Here is a 15,649-nt window from a genome sequence, read left to right as displayed (position 1 = left end):
GCCGATTGCCAGATGTTTCGCGGATCGGCACGTAGGGTGTCGGTGTGTGGCGACTGGATAGGAAGAGCGAGGACGACGACGACATGACGTCCGACGTGCTGGAGGGCGATGCCCTGCGTCCGGCCGCCAGCACCACCTCCCCGCACACGCTCAGCCTCGGCGAGGCCGGTCTCGTGGCCGGCAACATCGCCGAGCCGGTGTGGGCGCGCTGGCGCGAGGAGATCGCGGCGATCGGCGGGGACTCCCCGCTGCTGCACTTCGAGGACAGCCCGCGGACGCGCATCGAGCTGAGCACGACGCACCCGGGCGGCCTCCCGCAGTTCATCACCGGGCAGAGCACGCTGCTCTCCAGCCTGATCCGCGACGAGCTCGCCCTGCGCACCGCGCGGGCGGCGGCCAACGCGATCACGGCGAAGGGGATCGAGCTGCGCTCGGTGCGCGGCATCGAATCCGTGCATCTCGCGATCGGGCTCGCGCAGTGGCGGCACGGCACCGAGGAGTTCATGGCGCCGATCCTGCTGCGCCCGATGGCGATCCGGCGTTACGGCCGCGACTTCGAGCTGAAGCTCAAGGGTCAGCCGTTCCTCAACCCCGAGCTGTCGCGCGCGCTGGCCGAGCAGTTCCAGATCACCCTCGACGCGAGCGCGTTCGTCGCGCTCGCCCTCGACAACGGTGCCTTCAAGCCGCAGCCGGTCATCGACCGCCTGCGCGGGCTCACCTCGCACCTGCCCTGGTTCAACGTCCAGCCCCGGCTGGTGGTGTCGTCCTTCGTGGACGTCGCACCCGAGCTGCGTGCGGAGGCCGACGACCTGGACACCACTCTCCTGGACGCGCTGGCCGGCAACCCGACCGCGCGCAGCACGATCGAGAGCGCCTTCAACCCGGCCCAGCCCGTCCGCCAGGACGAGCGGCCGCCGGCCACCGACTCCCTCCTGCTCGACGCCGACGAGGCGCAGGAGAACGTCGTCGCCCAGATCGCCGCGGGCAACTCGCTCGTCGTGAAGACCCTCCCGGGCACCGGCGGCACCCAGACAGTCGTGAACGCCGTCGGCGCGCTGGTCGCCCAGCACAAGCGCGTCCTGGTCGTCGGCCCCCGGCGCTCCAGCCTGGAGGACATCGCGCAGCGGTTCGCGAAGGTCGGCCTGCCCGGCGTCGCCGTCACGCCGCGGAGCCTGCGCCGCGACCTGATCCAGTCGATCGGCCGCAACGAGAAGGCCGAGCAGCCGCGCGTCACCGACGTGGACGACGCGCTCGTCCGCCTCCGCAAGGTACTGCTGGACTACCGCGCGGCGCTCGCCCGTCGCGACCCGGTCCTGCACGTCTCGGTGCTGGACGCGCTGCGGGAGCTGTCCCGGCTCGCCCTCCTGCCGTCGCCGCCGTCGACGACCGCGCGCCTCAGTCCGGCCTCCATCGAGGCGCTCGCCTCCGGGCGCGACGGCGCGGCCGACGCGCTGATCCGCGCCGCCCGCCTCGGCGAGTTCCGCTACGGGCCCAACGACTCGCCCTGGTACGGCGCCTCCTTCGGCACCACCGAGGAGGGCAAGTCCGCCCACGACCTCGCCAAGAAGCTCAGCCGCGCCGAGCTGCCCCGCCTCCTGGATCGCGCCAAGGCACTGATCGGGCAGACCCGGATGCGGCCGTTCGAGTCGATCGCCGAGCTCGGCGTCTACCTGCGGCTGCTGCTCGACGTCCGGGAGACGCTCGACCGCTTCACGCCGGCCGTGTTCGACCGCTCGATCGCCGAGCTGATCGCCGCGACCTCCTCGCGCCGCGAGTCGCCCGCCATGTCGGGCGCGAACCGCCGCAGGCTGCGCAAGCTCGCCCTGGAGTACGTGCGCCCCGGCGTGCACGTCACCGACCTCAACGAGGCCCTGCGCCGCATCCAGCAGCAGCGCATCCTCTGGAACCGGTTCGCCGTCGCCGGCGTCGTGCCGGAGGTACCCGTCGGCATCGCGGACGTGCAGGTGGCCTACCAGCGCGTCGCGGAGGATCTGGCCCGGCTCGACATCCCGCTGCGCCGCGTGGGCACCCCGCAGTCGCTCGCGGCCCTCCCGGTCGAGGAGCTGACCCGCCAGGTCGCCGGCCTCGCCGCCGAGTCCGAGGTGCTCGCCAACCTGCAGGAGCGCACCGCGCTGCTCGGGCAGCTCCGCGAGCGCGGGCTGGACCCGCTGCTGTCCGACCTGTCCGTGCGCCATGTGCCGGAGTCGCAGGTCAGCGCCGAACTGGAGCTGGCCTGGTGGCAGTCGGTGCTGGAGGCCCTGCTCGCCTCCGACCGCGCCCTGCTGAGCGGCAACACCAGCGTGCTGGACCGGCTGGAGGCGGACTTCCGCCTGGTGGACGAGGCCCACGCCTCCGCCACCGGCAAGCAGCTCGCCTGGATGCTCGCCGAGACCTGGAAGATCGGCATCGTGGACTGGCCGGAGGAGGCCAAGGCCCTCAAGAAGCTGCTCACCACGAGCGCGCCGACGGCCGCGACGCTCAACGCCGCGGCCCCGCACCTCGCGCGCCCGCTGGCGCCGGTCTGGCTGGTCTCGCCCTACGAGGTCCCCAGCATCGACGCGGAGGTCGCGTTCGACACCGTCGTGCTCATCGACGCCGGCGCCTCCAGCCTCGCCGAGAACATCCCGGCGCTGCGCCGCGCCCGCCAGATCGTCGCGTTCGGCGACCCGGTGACTCAGACCCCGTCCCGCTTCGACGTCGGCGTGCACGAGTACGGCACGACCGTGGAGGCCACGGACGTGGACTCCCTGCACGGTGACTCCGCCCTCTCCCGGCTCTCCGAGCTGCTGCCCGTCTACACCCTGGCCCGCAGCTACCGCGCCGGCGGCGAAGACCTCGCCGAGCTGGTCAACCGCCGCTTCTACGGCGGCAACATCGACTCCCTCCCGTGGGCCGGCACCTACCTCGGGCACGGCAGCCTCGCCCTCCACTACGTCACCGGCGGCCAGGGCATGCCCGACACCGACACCGGCGCGGTCGAGAGCACCGACGCCGAGGTGGCGAAGGTCGTCGAGCTCGTGCTGCGGCACGCGACCGACCGGCCGCGCGAATCCCTCATGGTCATCACCGCGAGCGAACGCCACGCGGTGCGCGTCAACCAGGCGGTGCTGTCCGCGTTCGCCAAGCGGACCGAGCTGGCCGACTTCATCCTCGGCGACCGGCCGGAGCCGTTCTCGGTGGTCACGCTGGAGCAGTCCGTCGGCCAGAGCCGCGACCGCGTCGTGTTCTCGATCGGCTACGGCCGCACCCCGCACGGCCGCCTGCTATCCAACTTCGGCGCGCTCGCCGAGCCGGGCGGCGACCGCCTGCTCGCGGTCGGCATGACCCGCGCCCGCCGCGGCATGGACATCGTCTCCTGCTTCCGCCCCGACGACATCGACGAGTCCCGGATGCGCCACGGAATCGCCGCGCTCGCTCAGGTGCTGGGGGAGGCCGACCAGCTGCAGGCCGCCGTGCCCGAATACCTGAGCCCGGACGCCGACCCGATGGTGGTGGACCTCGCCAAGCGCCTGGCCCGCCGCGGCCTGGACGTGCAGATCGGCTACCGCGGCAAACTCACGCTGGTCGCCTCGAACGTGGGCCGCGCCGTCGTGGTCGAGACGGACGACGACGTGAACCGCGGCAGCCTCCGCGAGTCGCTGCGCCTGCGCCCCGACGTGCTTCGCCGCCTCGGCTGGCACTACCTCCGGGTGCACAGCTTCGAGCTGTTCGCCGACCCGGACACCGTCGCGTCCCGCATCGCGCGCCTCATCGGCGCCACCGACGAGGCGAGCACCGAGACGGCGCCGATCACGTTGCCGCAGCTCTAACGCGGGACATTCGTGCCGAATGTCGCCTTTGGCGCCGCCATTCGCGACATTCGTGCCGAATCGCGCAGCGCGATTCGCCGCATTCGTGCGGAATCGGTGCGAGGAGGTCAGGGTCGCACCCTGGTAGCATCGTGGTATGACCGTGAAGCTGAGTGTGAGTCTGTCCGACGACGACCTGGTCTACCTGGACAAGATCGCGGCGGACGTCAAGGGCAATCGATCTGCGGCCATCCACAAGCTCTTGCGCATCCAGCGGGAGCTCGATGCCGAGAGCGCGTACGCCCAGGCGCTCGATGAGTGGGAGGGTTCCGGAGACCAGGCGCTGTGGGATCAGACTGTAGGCGATGGGCTGTCCGAGTGAGGCGGGGAGACGTTCTCGAGGTTCTCCTCGACCCTGTGGTCGACGGGGAGGCGGGCAAACGACGCCCCTGCGTCGTCGTCAGCTCGGCCGGGATGAACGCGGCTGTGACAAAGCGATCGCGCGGCGTGATCACCTTCGTACCGCTGACGTCCAACGTCGATGTGGTGCACCCCGAGTTCCAGGTCGAGGTCACCGAACGCGAGGACCTGGATCAGATGGGACTGCGCGTCCCCTCCAAGGTGCAGGTCGAGCAGGTCCGGGCGATCGGCTTCTCGCAGATCGGGCGGCCGCTCGGCATCACGCCGGCCTGGATCATGCACCAGGTCGACGAAGCTCTGCGGTTCCACCTGTCGCTGTGACGGCGGCTAGCCTGGAACGTATGAACGACAAGCCCGACCCCGAACGCCCCGCGCGCCGCTCCCGCCGCGTGCAGCGCGCCGGCGCGCCGGGCGCCGACCCGACGCCGCACCTCCCGGAGCGGGACCGCGACGAGAAGTCCTGGTCGCCCAACGACGAGCAGCTGCGGCGGGACGTGCCGCCGCACTACTGAGCGCGCGCCCTACGGCAGCGGGTCGGCGTGCTTGCCCGCGGTCGCCGACGGCGGCGACTGCTGCGCTGCCAGGAGGTCGCGGATCTGCGTGAGCAGGTCGAGGTCGGTGATCGGGGCGTCCGGCTCCACGACGCCCTTCTTGCGGAGGCGGTCCGCGCGCTCCTTGATCTTGTTGAGCGGGAAGACGAAGACGAAGTAGACGACGACTGCGACGATCAGGAAGTTGATGAGCGCGCCGAGGATCGCGCCGAACTTGATGCTCGATCCGTTGAGGGTGACCACCATCGCGTGACTGAGGTCGCTCTGCTTGAAGAACGCGCTGATCACGGGGTTGATGAGGTTGGTCACGATCGCCGTGACGACCGCGGTGAATGCGGCGCCGATGACGACCGCGACCGCCAGGTCGAGCACGTTCCCTCGGAGGATGAACTCTCTGAAGCCTTTGAGCATGACCGGTCCTTTTCGCTCGGTGGATGGAACTGGTGGTGCTGTGCGCCCGGGAGGGCGCGGGGTCAGGCTGCGGAGCCCGACGACGCCGACGAGCCGGAGCCCGACGAGCCGGAAGAGGAGGATGACGAGCCCGAGGACGACGAGCCAGACGAGGACGAGCCCGACGAGGACGAGCCAGAGCCCGAGCCAGACGACGACGAGGACGACGACCCCGACGAAGAGGACGACGCCCCTCCACCCGTCTTCGCCCCGCCGCGCGAGTCCGTCCGGTAGAACCCGGACCCGTTGAAGGTCACGCCGACCGCCCCGAACACCTTGCGCAGCGTGCCGCCGCAGTCCGGGCAGACCGTGAGCGCGTCGTCGGTGAACGCCTGGTGGATGTCGAAGGCGTGGCCGCAGTCGCGGCACGAGTAGGAGTAGGTCGGCATGGTCTTCCGTGTGCTGGGTGGGTCAGGTGAACTGGACGATGCGGGTGGGGGTGACCGCGCCGTCGACCGGCTGATCGTGCCGCTCGCGCGGGACCTCGTCCACGAGCTCGCCGTCGAACACGACGGCGTACACCGGGGGACATTTTTCCATGCTGCCGAGGGTCTTGTCGAAATAGCCGCGGCCCCAGCCCATGCGCATCCCGCCCGCGTCGACGGCGGCGGCCGGCACGAGGATGAGGTCGACGTCGTTGATCGCGATCGGCCCGAGCAGCTCGCCGACGGCCTCCGGCATCCCGAACAGCCCTTCGGTCTCGCTCTCGCCGTCGCCGGTGGTCCAGTCGAGGAGGCCGTCCTCGCGGGAGACCGGGAGTAGCACCCGCAGCCCCTGGGCGACGGCCCAGTTGACGTAGGGACGGGTGTCCGGCTCGATCGTCGTCGACAGGTAGCAGGCCACGGATCGGGCCGAGAGGTCCGTCGTCAGGTCGACCAAGTTCCGGGTGATTCCGGCGGTCGCGGCCTGCCGTTCGGTGCTCGTGAGGTTCTGCCGGCGCTCGCGCAGCTCCGCGCGCAGGGCGCGCTTGCGATGGGCTGCTGTGTCGGTCTCCATAGCGCAATCCTAGAAGATCCCCCCGGGACGGCGATCGAAATGCGGATACTGTGGGCGGTATGGCTACTCATGTGACGAAAGCAGTGATCCCCGCAGCAGGCCTCGGCACCCGGTTCCTCCCGGCGACCAAGGCGATGCCGAAGGAGATGCTGCCGGTCGTCGACAAGCCGGCCATCCAGTACGTGGTCGAGGAGGCCGTCGCAGCGGGCCTCCACGACGTGCTCATGGTGACCGGGCGCAACAAGAACGCGCTCGAGAACCACTTCGACCGCAACGCGGAGCTGGAGGACACGCTCGAGAAGAAGGGCGACACCGACCGGCTCGAAAAGGTGCACTACTCGACCTCGCTCGCCGACCTCCACTACGTGCGCCAGGGCGACCCGAAGGGCCTCGGCCACGCGGTGCTCCGCGCCAAGATGCACGTCGGCCGCGAGCCGTTCGCCGTGCTGCTCGGCGACGACATCATCGACGCGCGCGACGACCTCCTGAACCACATGCTCGACGTCCAGCGGAAGTACAACGCCACCGTCGTCGCGCTGATGGAGGTGCCGAGCGAGTCCATCCACCTGTACGGCGCCGCCGCCATCGAGGAGACCGGCGACGACGACGTGGTGCGGATCACCGGCCTGGTCGAGAAGCCGGACGCCGACCAGGCGCCCTCCAACTACGCGATCATCGGCCGCTACGTGCTGCGCCCGGAGGTCTTCGACGTCCTCGAGCGCACCGAACCCGGCCGCGGCGGCGAGATCCAGCTCACCGACGCCCTCGAGGCGATGGCCCAGGCGCCGGACTGGACGGGCGGCGTGTACGGGGTCGTCTTCCGCGGCCGCCGCTACGACACCGGCGACCGGCTCGACTACATCAAGGCGATCGTGCAGCTCGCCGTCGACCGCGAGGACCTCGGCCCGGAGCTGCGGCCGTGGCTGAAGGAGTTCGCCGACGGCCTCCACGACGAGCCCCGCGAGGTCCTCGAGGAGATGCCGATCGACGCGGCTGACGCGTCGGAGAGCGTTAACCGCTAGCGTTCTACCTGCGGCGAACGGTTGCCGCAGAAGGAGGACGCCGTGGCGTTCGTCATCCCCACGCTCAGCGAGGGACGCATCGGACTGCGACCGATCCGCCTGAAGGACGCGCGCGCCCTGGAGCGCTCGCTGCTCGACAACCGGTCCTGGCTGCGGCAGTGGGAGGCCACCAGCCCCTACGCGCCCGGCGCGTTCGACACGCGCGCCAGCATCCGCTCCCTGCTCGCGAACGCGCGGGCCGGGCACGGCCTCCCGTTCATCGTGGAGTACGACGGCCGGCTGGCCGGCCAGCTCAACGTCTCGTCCGTCACCTACGGCTCCCTCTCCAGCGCCACGATCGGCTACTGGATCGCCGAGGAGTTCGCCGGCCGCAACATCACCCCGACCGCCGTCGCGCTGGCGACCGACTACTGCTTCTACCAGCTCGGCCTGCACCGGATGGAGATCTGCATCCGCCCGGAGAACGTGCCGAGCCTGCGCGTGGTCGAGAAGCTCGGCTTCCGCTACGAGGGGCTACGCCGGCGCTACATCCACATCAACGGCGACTGGCGCGACCACTACTGCTTCGGCCTGGTGTCCGAGGAGCTGCAGCAGGGCGTGCTGCGGCGCTGGATGGACGGCGAAGCGCCTGCGGAGGCGGCGGCCGTGACGGCGGAGGACCGTGCCGCCGCGGCCATCCCGCTGCCGGTGGCCCGGCGACACTGAGCGGCCGTCGCTCTGAGCGTGCCGCACGCCGGTCGAACGCACGCTGAGAGTCCTCTCCATCGAAGACACACCCGGGCGCGTCCCGGGAGGCCGACCGGCCGACCCCTACCGTAGGAGCATGACTGGGGATGTGATGGGCGGAGGGGTCGTCGTCGCCATCGCGGCCGCCCTCTGGCTGGCCTACCTCGTCCCGGTGTGGCTGCGTCGCCGCGAGTACCTGGCGACCGAACGCAATGCCGTGCGCCTGCAGCAGACGCTGCGCATCCTGGCCGAGACGAGTGAGCTTCCGGACGAGGTCCGCATGGAGGCGACCGCCAAGACGGTCGCGGAGCAGCAGCGTGTCCTTCGCAGAGCGGAGGAGAGGCGTCTGGCCACCGCGCGCGCGGAGGCCGCCGCCCACGCCCGCCGCGAGCAGGCCGTCGCCGAGGAGCGCCGCGAGGCCGCGGAGGAGGCCGAGCGCGCCGCCGCCCACGCCATCGCGATGGAACGCGCATCCCGTGCGGCAGCGGCCCAGCGGGCACGCGAGCTCGCGGCGCTGAACGCGCGCCCTGTGCTCTCGCCCCAGCGCCGTCGCCGGCTGCGCCGTTCCCGCGCCCTGTGCACCCTCCTGCTGGTCGCCGGACTGGTGGGCGTCGCGTCCGGAGGAGCGCTGCTGCTCGCGACCGGCGCGTGGCTGCTGGCCGCCGGGTCCGTCACGGTCACCGTAGCCGCCCTCGGGATGCTGAGCCGCCTGTCCCGCGCGGCGAACGCCATGCCCGCGCCGGTCCCGTTCATCCCGGCCGCGCCCGCGTCGCCCGCGCTGTACGACGACGCCAAGCACGACCTCCCGGTGCAGGAGGCGCTGCGCCAGAGCTGGACGCCGCAGCCGCTCCCGAAGCCCCTGCACCTGTCGCCGGGGACCGTGGCCGCGGCCGCGATGGCGTCGGTGGACGCCGCCGCCGAGCTGCGTCGCATGGCCGCCCGCGCGGAGTTCGAGCGCAAGGCGACCGCCGTCGCCGAGGCGGAGCCCGCCGTGCCCGCGCCGGTGCTGCTGCGCCCGGTCGCGGTCGCGCAGGAGGCCGCCTCCGTCGTCTCCCGCCCGGCTCCCGCGACGGTCGTGGAGGCCGCCCAGAGCGTGTACTCCAGCATGGGGATCATCGGCCAGGTCGACGACGGTGCCCTCGACCTGGACGCCGTCCTCCGCCGCCGTCGGGCCGCCAGCTGAGCCCCGCTCGATTTCGAAACGGCCCCGCGAGGGTGCTATTGTTTCTAAGCAATCCCCCGGGGCTATGGCGCAGTTGGTAGCGCGCTTCGTTCGCATCGAAGAGGTCAGGAGTTCGAATCTCCTTAGCTCCACCGGAAGGAAAAGGACCGCCAGGAATGGCGGTCCTTTTGCTTTGAAGGCACTGTCGTTTGAGCGCTGTCGTTGCGGCGCTGTCGGCTCAGACCACCAGCATGATCGCGAGCACCAGCATCAGCACCGCGATTCCCGCGTCCAGCACGCGCCAGGCCATCGGCCGCGCGAACACCGGCGCCGCCACCCGTGCCCCGAACCCGAGCACCACGAACCAGAGCAGGCTCGCCGTCGCCGCACCCGCGCCGAACACCCAGCGGCCCGGGTCGCCGTGCGTCGCCGACAGCGAACCGAGCAGGAGCACCGTGTCGAGGTAGACGTGCGGGTTCAGCCAGGTGATCGCGAGGCAGGTGCCGATCGCCGCAGCGAGCGTCCCGCCTCCCGAGGTCGCGGCCGTCAACGTGGTCGGGCGGACGGCGCGCACGGCGGCGAACACCGCGTAGCCGACCAGGAACGCGAACCCGGCCCAGCGCACGATCTGGAGCGCGAGCGGGGCGGCCTTCACCAGCGTCCCGATCCCGGCGACGCCGGCGGCGATCAGCAGCGCGTCGCTCGCCACGCAGATCGCGACCACGGCGAGCACATGCTCGCGGCGGAGTCCTTGCCGGAGGACGAACGCGTTCTGCGCGCCGATGGCGACGATGAGAGCGGCGGCCGAGCCGAGGCCGGTGAGGTAGACGGAGAGCACCATTCGACGATAGGCAACAGCGCGCCATCAGTACAGCTTGATTTCCTTACGAACCATTAGCATTGCTGACGATGGATGCCTCGACCGATCAGCTCCGCACGCTGGCCGCGGTGATCGACCACGGCACCTTCGACCGCGCCGCCGCGGCTCTCCACATCACGCCGTCCGCGGTGAGCCAGCGGATCAAGTCGCTGGAGGAGCAGAGCGGGCGGGTGCTCGTGCGGCGCAGCAAGCCCATCCAGGCCACGGAGGCCGGCGCCGTCCTGCTGCGCCTGGCCCGCCAGGTCGCGCTGCTGGAGGCGGAGGCGGCGGCCGAGCTGGAGGGCGGCGACGGGGCCGCCGCGACCCCGATCCCGCTGGTCGTCAACGCGGACTCCCTCGCGACGTGGGTGCTGCCCGCGCTCGCGACCGTGCCTGGCGCGGTGTTCGACATCGTGCTCGACGACCAGGAGCACACCATCGACCGCCTGCGGGACGGGACCGCGATGGCCGCGATCGGCTCCGACCCGGAGCCGGTGCAGGGCTGCACGGTCACCGCGCTGGGGGCGATGCGCTACCGACCGCTCGCCAGTCCGGCGTTCGTGGAGCGCTGGTGCCCGGATGGCTGGACGGCGGAGCGAGCCGCGGTCGCGCCGATGCTGGTCTACAACCGCAAGGACGCCCTCCAGGACCGCTACGTTGCTGCCCTGGCGCCGGGAGCGCGCCCGCCGCGGCACTTCGTCCCGGCGTCCACGGAGTTCGTCGGCGCCGCGGTGCTGGGGCTGGGGTGGGGGATGGTGCCGGACCTGCAGGCCGACCCGCTCGTGGCCGACGGCCGACTCGTGGTGCTGGACCCGGGAGGCGCGGTGGACGTGCCGCTGTACTGGCAGCAGTGGTCGCTCCACTCGGCGGCGCTCGACGCGGTCGCGGCCGCCATCGCACGCGCGGCGGCGAGCGCGCTCCGCCCCGCCCACCCGCCGAGGGGCACGTAAACGCCCCTAAAACGCGGTTTTAGGGGGGTTTAGGGGCCCCCCGCGGGGGGAGCCGTGGGGCACTTAACGCCCCCTAAAACGCGGTTTTAGGGGCGTTTACGTGCCCCTCGGCGGAGTCAGAGCGCGTCGGGGCGGAGGTCGAGGCGGCGGAGGAGCTGCGCGTTCAGCGCCACGACGATGGTGGACAGCGACATCAGGATCGCCCCGACCGACATCGGCAGCACGAACCCGATCGGCGCCAGGACGCCCGCCGCGAGCGGGACAGAGAGCAGGTTGTAGCCGGCCGCCCACCACAGGTTCTGGGTCATCTTGCGGTAGCTCGCCCGGGAGAGCCGTATCACCGACAGCACGGAGCGCGGGTCGTCGCTGGCCAGGATGACGCCCGCCGAGGCGATCGCGACGTCCGTGCCGGCGCCGATCGCGATGCCGACGTCCGCGCGCGCCAGCGCGGGAGCGTCGTTGACGCCGTCGCCGACCATCGCCACGGTGCGGCCCTCTGCTTGGAGGCCGGCGACGGTCGACTCCTTGTCCTCCGGGCGGACGCCGGCGAACCAGCGCTGGATCCCGAGCTCGCGGGCGACCGACGCGGCGACGGCCTCCGCGTCGCCCGTGATCATCACGACCTGGATGTCCCGCTCCGTCAGCGCCGCCACCGCCTGCCGCGACTCCTCGCGGACCTCGTCGGCCAGGCGGAGCGCCCCGACCGTGCGCCCGTCGACCAGGACGTGCAGGATGATCGCGCCCTCGTCGCGCCACGTCGCCGCGATCGGCCGCTCGGCGGCGCCGCGGAGCTCCAGAAGTGCAGGCCCGCCGACCTCCACCCGCTGCCCGTCGACCGTCGCCGCCACCCCGACCGCCGGGGAGGCGGTGAAGTCGCTCGCGGCCGGCGCCGTCAGGTCGCGGGCAGAGGCGGCGGACACGATCGCGCGGGCCAACGGGTGCTCGGAGTCGGACTCCGCGGCGGCCGCGAGGGCGAGCACGCGGTCGTCGTCGCCGTCCGTGTCCACGCCCGTGACGGCGGGCTCGCCCTTGGTCAGCGTCCCGGTCTTGTCGAACAGCACCGTGTCGACCGTGCGCATGGTCTCCAGCGCCAGCCGGTCCTTCACCAGGACGCCGCCCCGGGCCGCCCGCTCGGTCGCGATCGAGACGACGAGCGGGATGGCGAGCCCGAGCGCGTGCGGGCAGGCGATCACGAGCACCGTGATGGCGCGGACGACCGCGTCGTCGGGGAGGCCGATCGCCGTCCACACGACGGCGGTGATCGCCGCGGAGCCGAGCGCGAACCAGAACAGCCAGCCCGCGGCCCGGTCGGCGATCCGCTGGGCGCGGGAGGTCGAGTTCTGGGCGTCGGCGACGAGCCGCCGGATGCCCGCCAGTGCGGTGTCGTCGCCCACCGCGGTGACCCGCACGCGCAGCGCCGAGTCGGTCGCGACCGTGCCCGCGATGACGGGGTCGCCCTCGCCCCGGGAGACGGGACGCGACTCGCCGGTGATCATGGACTCGTCCACCTGCGCCGCGCCGGACACCACGCGCCCATCGGCAGGGACGCGCCCTCCCGGACGCACCAGCACGAGGTCGTCCACCGTGAGGTCGGCGGGGGAGACGACGACCGTGCCGTCGCCCTCCAGCTTCTCGGCCTCGTCGGGCAGCAGGGCTGCGAGCGAGTCGAGGGCGGACGTGGTCTGGGCGAGCGAGCGCATCTCGATCCAGTGACCGAGCAGCATGATGACGATGAGGAGGGCGAGCTCCCACCAGAAGTCGAGCTGGTGGTCGAGGAGGCCGAGGGCCGCGCCCCACGACGCGACGAACGCGACGGTGATGGCGAGCGCGATGAGCAGCATCATCCCGGGCTGCCGCGCCCGCAGCTCGGAGACGGCACCGGTCAGGAACGGCCGGCCGCCCCACACGAACATGACGGTGCCGAGCACGGGGGAGACCCACGCCACCCAGGCGGCGTCGGGGAGGGGGTAGCCGAGGATCATGGCGAACATCGGCGAGAAGGCGACGACCGGGACCGCGATGACGAGGTTGATCCAGAAGAGGCGGCGGAAGGCGTCGACGTGGCCGGAGTGGTCGTGGGCGGAGTGGTCGTGGCCGTGCGACCCCGGGGCGTGATCGGCGTGGCCCATGTGGTCCGCGTGTTCGTCCGGCGCCTGCGCGTGCTCGGCGTGGCCGGTGTGGTCGGTCTGGCTCACGATGTCCTCCGATCCTCGGTCCCGCGCTCCGGGCGGAAGGTGCGCAGCCGCAGGCTGTTGGTCACGACGAAGACGCTCGAGAACGCCATCGCGGCGCCCGCGATCATCGGGTTCAGCAGGCCGAACGCCGCCAGCGGCAGCGCCGCGAGGTTGTACGCGAACGCCCAGAACAGGTTGCCGCGGATGGTCGCCAGCGTACGCCGGGACAGCCGCACGGCGTCAGCGGCGGCGGTCAGGTCGCCGCGCACGAGCGTGAGGTCGGCGGCCTGGATGGCGGCGTCCGTCCCCGTCCCCATCGCCAGCCCGAGGTCGGCGGCCGCGAGCGCCGCCGCGTCGTTGACGCCGTCGCCGACCATCGCCACCCGCCGTCCCTCCGCCTGCAGGCGCCGGACCACCGCCGCCTTCTCGGCAGGGAGGACCCCGGCGATGACCTCGTCGATCCCGACCTCGTGGGCGACCCGGCGCGCGACGGTCTCGTTGTCGCCGGTGAGCAGCACGGGCGTCAGGCCGAGCCGCGTCAGCCGGCGGACGGCCTCCGCACTGTGCGGGGCCACGGCGTCCGCCAGCGTGAGGACGGCCTGGGCACGGTCGCCCCAGCCCACGACGACCGTGGTCGTTCCGGAGGCCTCCGCGTCGGCGACGGCCTGCTGGAGGCCGGGGCCGAGCGGCATCCCCGCTGCCGCCACGAATGACGCGCGTCCGACGACGACGCGCTCGCCGTCGACCGTTCCGGAGACGCCGAGGCCGCCGTCGGTGCGGAAGGCCGTGACGGGAGGCAGTGCTCCGGCGTCCCTAGCCGCGTCGGCGATCGCGCGCGCGATCGGGTGCTCGGAGGCGTCCTCCACCGCACCCGCGCGGCGCAGTGCCCCGGCCGAATCGCCGTCCGCCGCCACGACGTCCACCAGCGTCATCCGCCCCGTCGTGACCGTCCCGGTCTTGTCCAACAGCACGGTGTCCACCCGCCGCGTCGCCTCCAGCACCTCCGGTCCCGTGATCAGGATGCCGAGCTGCGCCCCGCGACCGGTCCCGACCAGCAGCGCTGTCGGGGTCGCGAGCCCCAGTGCGCACGGGCAGGCGATGATGAGCACGGCCACCGCTGCGGTGAACGCTGCCTCCACGGGCGCGCCCAGCAGCAACCACGCCGCGAGGGTGACGAGCGCGATCCCGATCACCGCCGGGACGAAGACGCCGCTGATCCGGTCGGCCAGGCGCTGCGCCGCCGCCTTGCCGGACTGCGCGTCCTCGACCAGGCGGGCGATCTGCGCGAGCTTCGTGTCGGCGCCGACCGAGGTCGCGCGCACGAGGAGGCGCCCGCCGGCGTTGACCGTCCCGCCCGCGACGCTGTCGCCGGGGCCGACCTCCACCGGGACCGACTCGCCGGTCAGCATCGACGCGTCGACCGCGCCGGAGCCGTCGGTCACGACGCCGTCCGCGGCGATCCGCTCGCCCGGGCGCACCACGAACACGTCGCCGACGACCAGGCGCTCGACCGGGATGCGCTCCTCGCGGGGAGCGCCGTCGCCGTCGCGCCGCACCAACGCCTCCTTCGCGCCGGACTCCAGCAGCGCCCGCAGCGCCGCCCCCGCCTGTCGCTTGGAGCGCTTCTCGAGGTAGCGGCCGGCGAGCACGAAGACCGTGACGCCCGCGGCGACCTCCAGGTAGAGGTCGGCGCCCGTCATTCCGGACGCGCCCGCGCCGCCGAAGAGCAGCGCGTATACCGACCAGGCGAACGCCGCGGTGACGCCGAGCGACACCAGCGTGTCCATCGTCGCCGCGCCGTGCCGGAGGTTGACGACGGCGGCGCGGTGGAACGGCCACGCGCCCCACACGACGACGGGCGTCGCCAGCGCGAGCGCGACCCACTGCCACCCCGGGAACTGGAGCGCCGGGATCATCGAGAGCAGCACGACCGGGAGGCCGAGAGCCGCGCTCACGATCAGCCGCCGGCGGAGGGAGGCGAGCTCGGGGTCGGCCGCGCGCGCGGCGCCCTGCAACGCCGGAGCCGGAACCGCCGCCGTGTACCCCGCGCTCTCCACCTGCGCGACCAGCACCGCGGTGTCGTACCCCGCGGGCGCGAACACGGTCGCCTTCTCCGTGGCGTAGTTGACGCTGGCCTCGACGCCGTCCAGCTTGTTGAGCTTCTTCTCGACGCGGGCAGCGCAGGAGGCGCAGGTCATCCCGCCGATCAGCAGTTCCAACCGTGGCGAGGTGTTCGGGGCGCCGGTCGCGGACATCAGGCGCGGACCGCGCTGTACCCGGCCTCCTCGACCGCGGCGAGCACGGCGGCGTCGTCGACGGGGGAGGCCGACTCGACGGTCAGCACGCCGGTCGCGGCCGAGACGCCGACGCCCGTCACCGCGGCGATCGCGGTCACCTCCTCGGTCACCGCGCTCTCGCAGTGCTCGCAGGTCATCCCGGTCACCTGGAACGTCGTGGTCGTCATGGCTCATCCTCCGCTTCGCGTATACCCAGAGGGGGTATCCCAACGGAGACGACTTTATACCCAGGAGGGGTACTAGTCAAGGCGAAC

At 72.3% G+C, this 15,649-nt stretch carries 15 protein-coding genes and 1 tRNA gene; 9 read left to right on the top strand and 7 right to left on the bottom strand.

Features of this window, described 5'->3' with window-relative positions; translation table 11 throughout:
• The first annotated feature begins 44 nt into the window (after positions 1-44).
• The 4 genes from ACFRFH_RS00140 to ACFRFH_RS00125 all read left to right on the top strand — a co-directional run bounded on the left by ACFRFH_RS00140 (position 45) and on the right by ACFRFH_RS00125 (position 4,720).
• On the top strand, positions 45-3,809 hold the full coding sequence (locus ACFRFH_RS00140; protein ID WP_382461010.1) for an AAA family ATPase: 3,765 nt from the start codon (positions 45-47) through the stop codon (positions 3,807-3,809).
• Between the two features lie 136 nt (positions 3,810-3,945).
• Positions 3,946-4,170 (top strand): antitoxin, encoded by a 225-nt coding sequence (locus ACFRFH_RS00135; protein WP_382461009.1) that lies wholly within the window; start codon positions 3,946-3,948, stop codon positions 4,168-4,170.
• Positions 4,107-4,529: a type II toxin-antitoxin system PemK/MazF family toxin gene (locus ACFRFH_RS00130; RefSeq protein ID WP_382461008.1), complete on the top strand. Its 423-nt coding sequence runs from the start codon at positions 4,107-4,109 to the stop codon at positions 4,527-4,529. Before ACFRFH_RS00135 ends, ACFRFH_RS00130 begins: the two co-directional genes overlap by 64 nt.
• A gap of 20 nt (positions 4,530-4,549) precedes the next feature.
• The gene (locus ACFRFH_RS00125; RefSeq protein ID WP_382461007.1) at positions 4,550-4,720 is read left to right on the top strand and encodes a hypothetical protein; all 171 of its coding nucleotides are present in this window, start codon (positions 4,550-4,552) and stop codon (positions 4,718-4,720) included.
• 9 nt (positions 4,721-4,729) lie between these two features.
• On the opposite strand, the gene mscL is transcribed toward ACFRFH_RS00125, so the two are convergent.
• From mscL to ACFRFH_RS00110, 3 genes are all read right to left on the bottom strand, one after another.
• A complete protein-coding gene (gene mscL, locus ACFRFH_RS00120; protein WP_382461006.1) occupies positions 4,730-5,170 on the bottom strand; it encodes a large conductance mechanosensitive channel protein MscL in 441 nt (146 codons plus the stop codon).
• 62 nt (positions 5,171-5,232) lie between these two features.
• Positions 5,233-5,598, bottom strand: coding sequence for an FmdB family zinc ribbon protein (locus tag ACFRFH_RS00115; RefSeq protein ID WP_382461005.1), 366 nt, complete (start codon positions 5,596-5,598; stop codon positions 5,233-5,235).
• 22 nt (positions 5,599-5,620) lie between these two features.
• Positions 5,621-6,205: a 5-formyltetrahydrofolate cyclo-ligase gene (locus tag ACFRFH_RS00110; RefSeq protein ID WP_382461004.1), complete on the bottom strand. Its 585-nt coding sequence runs from the start codon at positions 6,203-6,205 to the stop codon at positions 5,621-5,623.
• 59 nt (positions 6,206-6,264) lie between these two features.
• Here ACFRFH_RS00110 and galU point away from each other — a divergent pair, with 59 nt between their 5' ends.
• The 4 genes from galU to ACFRFH_RS00090 all read left to right on the top strand — a co-directional run bounded on the left by galU (position 6,265) and on the right by ACFRFH_RS00090 (position 9,267).
• Positions 6,265-7,227, top strand: a complete 963-nt coding sequence (galU, locus tag ACFRFH_RS00105) for a UTP--glucose-1-phosphate uridylyltransferase GalU (RefSeq protein WP_382461003.1) — start codon at positions 6,265-6,267, stop codon at positions 7,225-7,227.
• A 42-nt stretch (positions 7,228-7,269) separates the two neighbouring features.
• Positions 7,270-7,932 (top strand): GNAT family N-acetyltransferase, encoded by a 663-nt coding sequence (locus ACFRFH_RS00100; RefSeq protein WP_382461002.1) that lies wholly within the window; start codon positions 7,270-7,272, stop codon positions 7,930-7,932.
• Between the two features lie 118 nt (positions 7,933-8,050).
• The gene (locus ACFRFH_RS00095; protein WP_382461001.1) at positions 8,051-9,136 is read left to right on the top strand and encodes a hypothetical protein; all 1,086 of its coding nucleotides are present in this window, start codon (positions 8,051-8,053) and stop codon (positions 9,134-9,136) included.
• Between the two features lie 58 nt (positions 9,137-9,194).
• Positions 9,195-9,267: transfer RNA gene (locus ACFRFH_RS00090), tRNA-Ala, on the top strand.
• 86 nt (positions 9,268-9,353) lie between these two features.
• Here ACFRFH_RS00090 and ACFRFH_RS00085 read toward each other — a convergent pair.
• The gene (locus tag ACFRFH_RS00085) at positions 9,354-9,956 is read right to left on the bottom strand and encodes a LysE/ArgO family amino acid transporter (protein WP_382461000.1); all 603 of its coding nucleotides are present in this window, start codon (positions 9,954-9,956) and stop codon (positions 9,354-9,356) included.
• A 68-nt stretch (positions 9,957-10,024) separates the two neighbouring features.
• Here ACFRFH_RS00085 and ACFRFH_RS00080 point away from each other — a divergent pair, with 68 nt between their 5' ends.
• On the top strand, positions 10,025-10,924 hold the full coding sequence (locus ACFRFH_RS00080; protein WP_382460999.1) for a LysR family transcriptional regulator ArgP: 900 nt from the start codon (positions 10,025-10,027) through the stop codon (positions 10,922-10,924).
• A gap of 116 nt (positions 10,925-11,040) precedes the next feature.
• On the opposite strand, the gene ACFRFH_RS00075 is transcribed toward ACFRFH_RS00080, so the two are convergent.
• The 3 genes from ACFRFH_RS00075 to ACFRFH_RS00065 all read right to left on the bottom strand — a co-directional run bounded on the left by ACFRFH_RS00075 (position 11,041) and on the right by ACFRFH_RS00065 (position 15,562).
• On the bottom strand, positions 11,041-13,053 hold the full coding sequence (locus tag ACFRFH_RS00075) for a heavy metal translocating P-type ATPase (RefSeq protein WP_382462705.1): 2,013 nt from the start codon (positions 13,051-13,053) through the stop codon (positions 11,041-11,043).
• Positions 13,054-13,115: 62 nt separating this feature from the next.
• Entirely contained in the window at positions 13,116-15,353 is a 2,238-nt protein-coding gene (locus ACFRFH_RS00070) for a heavy metal translocating P-type ATPase (protein ID WP_382460998.1), read from the bottom strand.
• Positions 15,353-15,562, bottom strand: a complete 210-nt coding sequence (locus ACFRFH_RS00065; protein ID WP_382460997.1) for a heavy-metal-associated domain-containing protein — start codon at positions 15,560-15,562, stop codon at positions 15,353-15,355. The genes ACFRFH_RS00070 and ACFRFH_RS00065 overlap by 1 nt, the downstream gene beginning before the upstream one ends.
• Positions 15,563-15,649 lie beyond the last annotated feature (87 nt).

Source organism: Leifsonia sp. NPDC056824 (genome assembly GCF_042789575.1).
Classification (GTDB): domain Bacteria; phylum Actinomycetota; class Actinomycetes; order Actinomycetales; family Microbacteriaceae; genus Leifsonia.
This window is presented reverse-complemented; position numbering and strand designations above follow the sequence as displayed.